9 protein-coding genes are annotated in these 10,620 nt (G+C 60.6%); 3 read left to right on the top strand and 6 right to left on the bottom strand.

Going from position 1 to position 10,620, the window contains the following annotated elements; translation table 11 throughout:
• Positions 1-200 precede the first annotated feature (200 nt).
• The 3 genes from PMI28_RS25305 to PMI28_RS25315 form a co-directional block, all read right to left on the bottom strand.
• On the bottom strand, positions 201-614 hold the full coding sequence (locus tag PMI28_RS25305; RefSeq protein ID WP_007982479.1) for a VOC family protein: 414 nt from the start codon (positions 612-614) through the stop codon (positions 201-203).
• Between the two features lie 89 nt (positions 615-703).
• Positions 704-1,363 (bottom strand): TetR/AcrR family transcriptional regulator, encoded by a 660-nt coding sequence (locus tag PMI28_RS25310; protein WP_007982477.1) that lies wholly within the window; start codon positions 1,361-1,363, stop codon positions 704-706.
• Positions 1,350-2,201, bottom strand: a complete 852-nt coding sequence (locus tag PMI28_RS25315; RefSeq protein WP_007982475.1) for a 3-hydroxybutyryl-CoA dehydrogenase — start codon at positions 2,199-2,201, stop codon at positions 1,350-1,352. The genes PMI28_RS25310 and PMI28_RS25315 overlap by 14 nt, the downstream gene beginning before the upstream one ends.
• A 163-nt stretch (positions 2,202-2,364) precedes the next feature.
• Here PMI28_RS25315 and PMI28_RS25320 point away from each other — a divergent pair, with 163 nt between their 5' ends.
• The gene (locus PMI28_RS25320; RefSeq protein WP_007982473.1) at positions 2,365-3,408 is read left to right on the top strand and encodes an AraC family transcriptional regulator; all 1,044 of its coding nucleotides are present in this window, start codon (positions 2,365-2,367) and stop codon (positions 3,406-3,408) included.
• Here the strand turns inward: PMI28_RS25320 and PMI28_RS25325 are convergent.
• Together PMI28_RS25325 and PMI28_RS25330 are read right to left on the bottom strand one after the other, a co-directional pair.
• Positions 3,387-4,343: an alpha/beta hydrolase gene (locus tag PMI28_RS25325; RefSeq protein ID WP_007982471.1), complete on the bottom strand. Its 957-nt coding sequence runs from the start codon at positions 4,341-4,343 to the stop codon at positions 3,387-3,389. The two genes, PMI28_RS25320 and PMI28_RS25325, sit on opposite strands and share 22 nt — an antisense overlap.
• A gap of 217 nt (positions 4,344-4,560) precedes the next feature.
• Positions 4,561-5,283 carry a pirin family protein gene (locus PMI28_RS25330; RefSeq protein ID WP_007982469.1) on the bottom strand — a complete coding sequence of 241 codons (723 nt, stop codon included), beginning with the start codon at positions 5,281-5,283 and terminating at the stop codon, positions 4,561-4,563.
• Between the two features lie 318 nt (positions 5,284-5,601).
• Between PMI28_RS25330 and PMI28_RS25335 the strand changes: the two genes are divergently transcribed.
• Positions 5,602-6,552: a GlxA family transcriptional regulator gene (locus PMI28_RS25335; RefSeq protein WP_007982467.1), complete on the top strand. Its 951-nt coding sequence runs from the start codon at positions 5,602-5,604 to the stop codon at positions 6,550-6,552.
• Positions 6,553-6,714: 162 nt separating this feature from the next.
• The gene (locus PMI28_RS25340; RefSeq protein ID WP_007982466.1) at positions 6,715-8,199 is read left to right on the top strand and encodes an ATP-binding protein; all 1,485 of its coding nucleotides are present in this window, start codon (positions 6,715-6,717) and stop codon (positions 8,197-8,199) included.
• Here PMI28_RS25340 and PMI28_RS25345 read toward each other — a convergent pair.
• Positions 8,164-10,620: ATP-binding protein (locus PMI28_RS25345; protein ID WP_007982464.1), on the bottom strand; the 2,457-nt coding region annotated here is incomplete at its 5' end. The two genes, PMI28_RS25340 and PMI28_RS25345, sit on opposite strands and share 36 nt — an antisense overlap.

The raw sequence follows: 10,620 nt of genomic DNA, 5'->3' as shown, positions 1-10,620 counted from the left end.
TTTGTTTTGCCCACAGAAAAGTTACGGCTACTGGATTTCTATGCAATAGCTCGGCGCGTGGCTATCATGCGGACCTCATTAGCCGGCATAGAGGATGTGGCTGGTTGACGGTAGCAGACAGGCCGGGAGTTGCCAGAACGCCCAACCTTTTCAGGTTGGGCTTTTTTGTGCCTTGAAGACTGTCGATCGACTGAGGTCTTTCACTGATCTTTTTCGCAGTTAACCATCCACGACACGCCAAAGCGGTCGACCAGCATGCCGAAGCGTGCGGCCCAGAATGTGGTTTCCAGTGGCATTTGCACGGCGCCACCGTCTGCCAGTGCCTTGAAGACCCGTTCGGCCTCGGCAATGCTGTCGACGTTGAGTGAAATCGAACAGGCACTCATTTTATCGACGGGGCGATCAGGTGTAGTGTCCGACCCCATGATTACCTGATCGCCAACCACCAGGCGGGTATGGATGATCAGGTTGTGCAGATTTTTGGGGACGTGTTCAGCGGCAGGGGTTTCACCGAAGGTCAACATGGCTTCGTTCTGGCCTTTCAGGCATTGCGCATAGAACGTGAAGGCTGCTTTGCAGTCACCGTTGAAGATAAGGTAGGGATTGATTTTCATCGTCGGCTCCAGGTGCTCAAGTACACACATCGGTTTGGACGCCGGGTTTGTCGGCGAATTCCGATTGTGTCGAGCCGACAAGCAAAGCGCTAAATCGTCGTCGAAGCCTGGGTTTCTTTAGATGTTTTTTCGATAGGACGCGCGAGGCTTATCGCCTCCGGCACACGCCGTGGCGCAAGCACACGTTCGATGGCGCCGCTGACCATGCTCTCGAGCAGCTCTTCACGTTCCTGCTCGTCCAGCACATGGGGCGTCAGCCAGCTGGGCGCACTGTTGAGCAGCGCGCCAATGGCATGCCCGGCGGCCAGCAGGCCTTGCTCGCTGAAACGGGACTTCGCGCCCAGCATCTTCAGTAGCGTGCGTTCGTATTGCTCGCGCAATTGCCGGACCCGAACCTGTTGCTCTTCGTTCAGGCAACCGCTGTCGCGCTCCACCAGTCGGAAATGCCAGGGCATCTCCCGATGCAGATTCAGATGGGCGCGGATCAGGCTGTTGAGTTTGTCGCGCTTGCCCGGAGTTTTTTGCTGGATACGCCCCAGGGCGGCCAACAGCTCCTCGTAGAACTCCTCGATCAGGTCGAGCAGCAGATGCTGTTTGCTGGGGTAATGGTGGTACAGCGAGCCTGGGGAGAGCCCCAGGCACGTTGCGAGCTCACGCATGCCGACCTGGCCGAACCCCTTGCAGGCAAACAGCTCCAGGACCTTGTCCCGGTACTCGGCAAAGCGCGAGCAACGCTCAGGCATAGGCATGGAAGCCGCGCCCCGTTTTGCGCCCCAGGTAACCGGCAGCGACCATTTCCTTGAGCAGTGGCGCCGGGCGGTATTTGCTGTCGTTGAAGCCGTCATAGAAGGCTTCAAGGATCGACAACAATGTATCCAGACCAATCAGGTCCGCCAGGGCCAATGGGCCGATCGGCTGATTGCAGCCCAGGCGCATGCCGGCGTCGATGTCTTCGGCGCTGGCCAGGCCTTCCTGGAACACCAGGATCGCTTCGTTGATCATCGGTACCAGAATCCGGTTGACCACGAAGCCCGGACGGTTACCGGCGGTGATCGCGGTTTTGCCGAGGGTGGTCGCCATGTCCAGCGCCAGTTTGTGGGTCGTGTCACTGGTTTGCAGGCCGCGGATGACTTCGATCAGGCCCATCACCGGAACCGGGTTGAAAAAATGCAGGCCAATGAAGCGCTCGGGCTGGCTGACACTGGCGGCGAGCTGGGTGATCGACAGCGACGAGGTATTGGAGGCAATGACGCATTCGCTGCTGACCTGCGCGGCAATCTGTTGCAGCACACGCAGTTTCAGGTCGAGATTTTCAGTGGCCGCTTCGATGACCAGTTGCGCGTTATGCAGGCTGCTGTAATCGGTGCTGGTGCGGATTTTATCGAGGGTGGCCTGTTTCTGCTCCGGCGTCAGGGTTTCCTTGGCGATCTGCCGGTCAAGGTTTTTACCGACCGTAGCGACGGCCTTTTGCAAAGCGCTTTCGGAAATATCGAGCAAGGTCACGTTGAAACCGGCCATGGCGCAGACTTGTGCAATGCCATTGCCCATGGTGCCCGCACCGATTACCCCGATGTTTTGCAGATTCATGTTCCCATCCTTCGATCAAACCCTGCGATACCTTGGCCGCGAGTGCGGCCGAAGGCGTACTATTGCCGCGAGTCTAGAGCCGGCAGGGCGGTTGTCCTATGCCAAAACTGTTCAACGGCACTGATGTTTTTTGCCATTCGGGTGATGAGAGAGAAGCGTACCAATGCGGGAAAAGGACTCGGTTGCCGCCTATTTCGTGCAGGCAATGATCCATGGGCTGAGGGATGATCCGCAGCGCGTGACGGCAGTGCTTGAACAGGCGGGCATTGATCCTGCGGTCATGCAACAACCCACGGCGCGGGTGCCGGCCAATGCGTTTGCGGCGTTGTGGTTGATCCAGATCCGCGAGCTCGACGATGAGTTTTTCGGGCTCGATTCCCATGGCATGCCACCGGGCAGTTTCGCCCTGATTTGCCGGGCCTTGATTCAGGAGCCCGATTTGCACAAGGCCATGCGTCAGTGCCTGGCCAACTTCGGGTTGTTCCTGCGCGACTTTCGCGGCTCGCTGGCGGTGCGTGGCAAGCGTGCGGTCATCAGCCTGGAAACCCGTTCGACAGACAATGATGCCAGCCGGTTTGGTGAAGAAACCTTTCTGGTGTTGATGATCAGTCTGCTGTGCTGGCTGGGTGGCCGGCGCATTCCCATCGACCGTGCGGACTTCCGCCATGCGCGCTTGTCGCTTGGCGACGATCGCCTGCTCTGGGGGCCCAACCTGACCTTTGGTGCCGAGCGCACCGAAATCGAATTTGCCAGCCACTACCTGCGCTTGCCGGTGGTTCAGGATCTGGCGTCGCTGAAAGTGTTTTTGCGTACCGCGCCGCAATGGCTGGTGATCCGCTTCCGTAACCAGCACGGCCTGGCATCACAGGTTCATCAGCGCTTGCGCGGCAGTCATTACAGTGAGTGGCCGACGTTGCAGGCCTTTGCCCTGGAGCAGCACCTGAGCCCCAGCACTTTCCGCCGCAAACTGGAGCGTGAAGGTTGCTCGTACCAGGAGATCAAGGACGAAGTACGGCGGGGCGTGGCCTTTGAGCAATTGCGTCAGAGCGACGCGAGCATCAGCGATATCGCCGAGCAACTGGGTTTCCAGGAACCCAGCGCCTTCCATCGGGCGTTCAAGAAGTGGACCGGGGAAAGTCCGGGGCGCTATCGGGCCCGTTATCAGGGGGAACAGATCGCCACCCTTCAGGAACCCTGCGACCCCTGAACCACCGACGGTCCGGCCAATTGATGGGGTCTTGCCTTGAGCAAGGCATCAAGTGCCTGGCGATACTGGTTTCCTCCCAGGCTCATGCTGTTGTTGTGTGTACCGCCGGGTACCAATAGCAGGTGTTTGGGTTCCTGGGCGGCATTGAATAATTGCTGGCTGAATCGTGAAGGCATGAACGGGTCGGACAGGCCGTGGACCACCAGCAGCGGCATGTCGATATCGACGATCTTGTCGATGGAGTCGAACTTCTGTGACAACAGCCAGCGCACTGGCAGCCAGTTCACGGGAAGGTTGTTGTCGGCCACTTCCGCGACCGCATCGCCCAACGACGTGAAGGAAGACTCGATAACCAGACCGCGCACCGGTACCGCGACATGCTGTTTTTTCGCCTGTGCGGCCAGGTCTGCCGCGAGGTTGATGGCCACTGCACCGCCCAGCGAATGCCCGTAGATCAGACGCTTGTTGGCGTCCGGTTGCATCGCGGTAAAGCGCTCCCAGGCGACATGTGCGTCTTCGTAGACACTGGCTTCCGAGGGCAAATCCCCTTTGCTCTGACCGAAGCCGCGGTAGTCGATGGCCAGCACTGAATAGCCCATGGCCCGTAATTGCTCGATGCGAAACGCCTGGCCAGTAAGGTTCCAGCGCACTCCATGCAGGTAGAGGATAGACGGCGCATCGCGGCGGGCGGCTGGCCACCACCAGGCATGCAGGTTTTGCCCGGCCTTGTAGCTGGCGGGCTTGATATCGAACTCCTGAACATCTTGCGGCAGGCCGCGATACCAGCCTGCCGTGCCTGGTTCGATGCGGAACAGCAGCTCGCGCTCTTTATATTTGAGCGCCCCACAACTTACCGGCAAGCCGGCTACCAGCACAGCCATGCACAGCCACGACAGCCAGCGTCGGCGCAAGTTAGCGAGGAGGGGAGCAGACATTGATCGGCCCAACAGAACGTGAAGCACGGGTTTTAACAGATGAAGTCGTGTATCAGGAGATTTTTCCGACCATCGTTGAGGTGCAACGGTTACAAATTGCTGCCTCCCGATGCTGGCGTGGTATCAGTCCACACGCAGGACTCTCTTGTCGTTGGGGGATCGCCGGGACCGGCGAATAACCTGTGGGAGCGAGCAAGCTCGCTCCCACAGGGATGGGTTATGGCATTTCCGGCAGTTCCTGTGGGCGCAGGTCGAATACCAATACTTCGGCATCGACACCGTTGCTCAAGGTCAGCGCCTGTTCTTCGCGGACTCGCACACCGTCGCCTTCCTGCAACAACAATCCGTTGAGTTCAACGCTGCCCCGGGCCACGTGCACATAGGCGTAGCGGTTGGCGGCGAGTTCCAGGGTGGCGCTTTCCTTGCCGTCGATCAGGCCGGCATAGACCCGTGCATCCTGGCGCACCTTCAGCGAACCCTTGGCACCGTCCGGCGAGATGATAAGTTGCAGGCGCCCGCGTTTCTTCTGGGGGCTGAAGTGCTCTTGCTGATAGCGCGGTTTGGCGCCGCTGACATCGGGCACGATCCAGATTTGCAGAAAGTGCACCGGCCGGGTGCTGGAGTGGTTGAACTCACTGTGGGCCACGCCGCTACCTGCGCTCATCAACTGTACGTCGCCGGGGCGGATCACCGAACCGGTGCCCAGGGTGTCCTTGTGTTCCAGGGCGCCTTCAAGTACGTAGGAGAAAATCTCCATGTCGCGGTGCGGGTGCTGGCCGAAGCCTTTACCGGCGGCGACGCGGTCATCGTTGATCACCAACAGGTCAGAAAAACCCTGCTCTTTCGGGTTGCGATAGTTGGCGAAGGAAAAGGTATGGAACGACTTCAACCAGCCGTGATTGGCCAGGCCACGATCCGAGGCTTTGCGAAGAGTCAGCATGATGAAATCTCCTGTGGGGACGTGAATTCGTCCGACTGAGGAGAAGGTTAATGTTTATCCGCTGGTGCAATAAGTAGATGAAAATTGAAATACTGTCTCCTTCAGGTTGACAGATGGTGCGCGTAAATCGGCTATTCTTTTCCGACCTTTGCGCCGTACTTAGCCATAATGCACGGCAAGAATCCTGTGGGAGCGGGCTTGCTCGCGAAGGCGTCGTGTCAGGCTACATGATGGTGAATGACACACTGCCTTCGCGAGCAAGCCCGCTCCCACAAGGATTGGTTTGCCGACCCTATTGATCCCAGTGAATTGCAATCCATGAAAACCGTGGCAATGGTGCTTTTTCCCGACTTTCTCCTGCTCGACATGGCCGGGCCCATGGAAGTGTTTTCCATCGCCAATCGTTATTTGAAACCCGACGATCATTATGTGCTGACGACCATCGGCACCGAGCCCGGCGCGCTGCGGGCGTCCAATGGCGTGAGTGTGCACGCCGACCGGCACATCGATCAGGCCTGCGAAGGTTTCGATTTGCTGCTGGTGCCCGGTGGCCCCGGAGCCTACAACGAAAGGCATCCGCCATTGCTCGCCTGGCTCAGGCACAACGTCAGCCGGTCCGCCGCTTATGGCTCGATCTGCACCGGGGCGTTCGTGCTGGGGCATGCGGGTTTGCTCGATGGCTATCGCGTCACCACCCACTGGCACTACACCGAGCGGCTGATCAAGGGCTTTCCGAAAGCGACCGTCGAGACCGACCAGATCTTTGTCCAGGACCGCAACCTGATCACCTCCGGCGGGGTGACTGCCGGGATCGACCTGGCGCTGTCGGTGGTGGCACAGGACCATGGCAAAAAAGTCGCCCAAGACGTGGCCAAGGTGTTGCTGGTGGTCATGAAACGCCAGGGCGGGCAGGCGCAGTTCAGCCCGCTGATGGCGGCGGTGGCGCCTCAGGAAACCGCGATTACCCGTGTGCAAAACCATGTGCTCGAACACCTCGACGAACCCTACAGCATCGAGTGCATGGCGAGCCTGGCCAACATGAGCCCGCGGCACTTCGCCAGGGTATTCGCCCGGGACGTGAACATGACGCCGATGGAGTTTCTGCAAAGCGCACGCATCGATTGCGCCAGGAACCTGCTGGAAACCACCGAGTTGCCGCTCAAGACTGTGGCATTCAAAAGTGGCTTTGGCAGCGTGCGGCACATGCGTTTTCTATTCGGTGAAAAGCTTGGCCTGACCCCGACTCAATACCGCGAGCAGTTCAGCTAGCGCGTGTGTCCGTTGTGCGCACCGCAATGGCCGTGACGCTCCCCCCGTGGCAGTTGTACCGTCACCGAGGCCTGCCAAGATACCAGTGAACTCATTACAAGGAAGGTGCGGAGCCTGGGATGGACTCGCGTACCGAGCCAGGCTTCCAGCGGGTGACAGCGCATGAACAGCCTCAGAGATGTAAGCAGCGAAGTGGTGTTGAGATTTGGTCCCTATGCCTTCCACCTCAGTCAGCGACTGGTGTTGGAGGGCGATCGACCGCTGCGCCTGGGCGGCCGCGCCCTTGATGTGTTGCAGGTACTGGTCGAGCACGCGGGCTCAGTGGTCAGCAAGGAGGAGTTGATTGCGCAGGTCTGGCCGCGCTCGGTGGTCGAAGAGATCAACCTGCGGGTGCACATCGCCGCGTTGCGTCGTGCCTTGGGCGACGGGCAGAACGGCCAGTGCTACATCGTCAACATTCCCCAGCGCGGCTATAGTTTTGTCGCCCCGGTGCGGCATTCGCCGAAGCCTGTATCGTTCCCGAGCGAGACCGCGCACAAGCCCCTGCACAACTTGCCGGCGCGGCTCACGCCGATCACCGGGCGCGATGCTGTTGTCGGCAGCCTGGTGCGACAATTGCCGGTGCGGCGATTCATGACCGTGGTAGGGCCTTGCGGGATCGGCAAGACCACTGTGGCGCTGCACGTGGCCGAACTGTTGTTGCAGCACTATCGGCACGGCGTTTGGCTGGTGGACCTGGCGGTGATCGATGATCCGGCGCAAGTGACCGATCACCTCACACGAACCCTCGAATTGAAGATCGGCACCACATTGGAAGTGCTGGCGCAGCGGCATGCCTTGTTGGTGCTGGACAATTGCGAGCACCTGCTCGAACGCTGCCAGACGTTAGTCGAGACACTGCTGCATTCGATGCCGCGGCTGTCGATTCTCGCCACCAGCCGCGAGCCGCTCAAGGCGACGGGCGAAACCGTATTGCGCCTGCCACCGCTGGCGGTGCCGCCGGCGTCAGGACTGCGCAGTGTCGCCGAGGTCATGGGCTATTCGGCGGTGCAGTTGTTCGTCAACCGTGCCCGAGCCCGTCAGCAAGGGTTCACCTTGCGCGAGCAAGACCTCAAGACCGTGCGCGAAATCTGCCGGCGCCTCGACGGCCTGCCGTTGGCGATTGAACTGGCCGCGGCGCAAATCGATGCGTTGGCGCTGGTGGGGTTGCAGGCGCAACTCGATAACTGTTTTCAGCTGCTGACCCAGGGCCGCCGCACAGCTGCTCCCCGGCATCAGACGCTCAAAGCTGCGCTGGACTGGAGCTACGAACGGTTGACTGACGTGGAGCAAACCGTGTTGCAGCGTCTGGCCGTGTTCAAAATGGCCTTTACCCAGGACGCAGCGATTGGCGTTATCAGCTGCGACAGGCTACCTCCCGCCAAGCTGGTCAAGGTGATGGAAAGCCTGGCACTCAAGTCGCTACTGTCCCTGGAGCAGGGTGGCGCAGTGACCCGTTATCGCTTCCTCAATACCACCCGCACCTACGCGCTGGAAAAACTCGAACTCAGTGGTGATTTGCGCGCCCTTGAAATGCGTTATGCCGGCTACATCAGTCAGACACGCTGGACTTCAGGTCGGCAGGTGGCATTGCAACTCACCAAGTAAGCGGCGGACCGTCATCAGGTCAGGCGTGGCAAAACCTTCGGTGAAGCGCTGGTAGATCGGTGCCAACAGTCCATGCGCCTGTTGGTGGCGGCCCTGACGTTGCCACAGTTGCGCCAGCGAGGTGGCGCTGCGCAATTCCCAGGCGAGCGCACCCTGAGCCCTGGCCACGTTGAGTGCCCTGAGCAACACGGCTTCTGCCGTTGCGGTTTTGACCGGACAATCCGTTGCCAGCAGCGTCTGGGCCCTGACACGCAGAATCTCCGCCGTGCTCCAGCCTGACGCACCGTTTTCTGCGCGTTCGAGCAAGGCGTCATCGATGCAGGTCGAGTCCAGCGTGACCATGATGTCTTTGATCAACCCGACACTTCGCTGCCTGGCGGGCGGGACCTGGGTGCCGCCGATCACCTGCGCGTAGTGTTGCGCCCAGTTATAGAACAGTTGAGCCGAGTGTTTCTGCGCCTGTTCCAGCAGCAGCCGCAGGAGTTCGCGGGCGCTGCGGGTGTCGCCGTTGTAGTAAGCGATCAGGCAGCCGGAGAGCGCCAGGGTGTAGCAGATTGATGTGCCGTGGTTGATCTGCAACGCGATGTCCAGCGCCTGCCGGGCTGTGCGCCAGGCTTGTTCCGGTTGGCCCTGCAACCAGAGGATGCGCGCCTGAATGGTCAGTGCCGCGACACTCTGGTCGTACTGCACGCCAAAGCCGTGAGTGAATCGGTTGAGGTAACCGCTGTGGGCCATGCGTTGCAGCACTTGCTCGGCATCCTCCCGAGCCTGTAACTGATCGCCGGAAAAATGCAGGGCCGGCACCCGCAATCGGTGCATGCTCAGGGACATCAGGGCGTCGTCATGCCGCCCCAGTTGATCGAACTGCCGACTCTGTTCCAGGGCCATTTGATAATGACCGCAGATGAGGCTGACTGCCAGGTGCCCGGAAATCGCCCGCAATTGACCGGCTACATCGTTGCACTGTCGGGCCAGGGCTCTAGCGCTGACAAAGGCTCCAACGGCTTCGGCGGTACCGCCCTGCACGTGATAACAGGCGCTGCCCAGGGCCAGCGTGAGGGCCATCTGCAAACGCGGGCAAGGCTCGGGTGACTGGTCGAGCAAGGCCAGCGCCTTGCGCACATAACCGCCGTGTTCCTTGAGCAGTGACAGTTCCTGCCACAGGGGAGTGGACGTCGCGGCCAGGCGTATCGCCAGTGCCTGCGGCCCTTGCGCGTGCAAACCCCAGTCGAGGGCCGCGCGGATGTCCTCCAGGACCCGGCCATAGCGCTCGATCCACAGGCTGGTCGGGGTCTTCTCCCAGTCGTCCTGCGCCTGTTGCATCAGGGCCAGGCAGCGCTCGGCATGGCGCTCCCGGGTGCCTGGCAGGTCGGTGGTTTGTGTGAGTTTTTCCAGGGCGTAACGGCGGGTGGTGTCGAGCAGGCGGTAGTACACGTCTTCGTCGCCCACCTCCACATTCAACAGGGACTTGGCGACCAGTTGGGTGATCGAGCCGAATACTTCGCGAGGTTCGATGTGTTCACCGACAATCACTGCCGCTGCCGACTCCAGGGTGAAGCCGCCGCGAAATACACTCAGTCGGCGCAGGCAGGTCTTTTCGCAGGCATTGAGCAGTTCGAAGCTCCAGTCCAGTGTCGCGCGCAGGGTCTGATGGCGTGCCAGGGGCGCCTGGCCGGGCTGAGTCAGCACCCGGAAGCTGCTTTGCAACTGCGCCAGCAAACCGTGCAACCCGAAGTGGCCGACTTGCGCCGCTGCCAGTTCGATGGCCAGCGGAATACCGTCCAGTTGGTGGCAGATGTCGATCAACAGCGGTAGCTCGTCGTCAGTCAGTTCAAAGCTGTCGTGGCTGGCCATGGCCCGTTCGACGAACAGTTGCAGGGCGGAAAAGGTCATGGCCTGGGCGCGGTCGAGGACGGCGATGGGCGGTGGGCAGTCGAGTGATTCCAGACGCTGGACGAACTCCCCTTCGGCCCGCAGGCTCTCGCGGCTGGTGGCGAGAATGTGCACGTGCGGCGCACTGCGCAGAATGTTTTCGCAGAGCTGGGCAATGGCGTCGACCAGGTGTTCGCAGTTGTCGATGACCAGCAGCATTTGCCTGTCGCGCAGGAAGGTTGCGAGGCAGTCCATTGGTTCGTCGTCGTGCAGGGCCAGTTCGAGCAACGTCGCCAGATGGCCGTCGATCATCAGCGGGCAATTGATCGGGGCCAGGTCCAGCAGGCGAATGCCGTCCCGGTAGCGACCGATCATTTGTTCGGCGACCCGCAAGGCCACGGTGGTTTTGCCGATGCCTCCGGGACCGACGAGGGTGATAAAGCGCTGGCGTGGCAGTTGCACCATCAGACTATCGACCAGCGTCTGCCGGCCGATCATGCGCGTGTGGCGTACCGGCAGGTTATGCCGGCTCGGCGTGGCGGCCGCCGG

The sequence above is a fragment of the Pseudomonas sp. GM48 genome (assembly GCF_000282335.1).
Classification (GTDB): domain Bacteria; phylum Pseudomonadota; class Gammaproteobacteria; order Pseudomonadales; family Pseudomonadaceae; genus Aquipseudomonas.
The sequence above is the reverse complement of the archived record's forward strand: the minus strand, read 5'-3'. Positions and strand labels throughout refer to the sequence as shown.

Excerpts from the sequence above, each read along its gene's own strand:
- PMI28_RS25305 (WP_007982479.1), bottom strand. The coding sequence starts at position 614 with ATGAAAATCAATCCCTACCTTATCTTCAACGGTGACTGCAAAGCAGCC.
- PMI28_RS25310 (WP_007982477.1), bottom strand. The coding sequence starts at position 1,363 with ATGCCTATGCCTGAGCGTTGCTCGCGCTTTGCCGAGTACCGGGACAAG.
- PMI28_RS25315 (WP_007982475.1), bottom strand. The coding sequence starts at position 2,201 with ATGAATCTGCAAAACATCGGGGTAATCGGTGCGGGCACCATGGGCAAT.
- PMI28_RS25320 (WP_007982473.1), top strand. The coding sequence starts at position 2,365 with ATGCGGGAAAAGGACTCGGTTGCCGCCTATTTCGTGCAGGCAATGATC.
- PMI28_RS25325 (WP_007982471.1), bottom strand. The coding sequence starts at position 4,343 with ATGTCTGCTCCCCTCCTCGCTAACTTGCGCCGACGCTGGCTGTCGTGG.
- PMI28_RS25330 (WP_007982469.1), bottom strand. The coding sequence starts at position 5,283 with ATGCTGACTCTTCGCAAAGCCTCGGATCGTGGCCTGGCCAATCACGGC.
- PMI28_RS25335 (WP_007982467.1), top strand. The coding sequence starts at position 5,602 with ATGAAAACCGTGGCAATGGTGCTTTTTCCCGACTTTCTCCTGCTCGAC.
- PMI28_RS25340 (WP_007982466.1), top strand. The coding sequence starts at position 6,715 with ATGAACAGCCTCAGAGATGTAAGCAGCGAAGTGGTGTTGAGATTTGGT.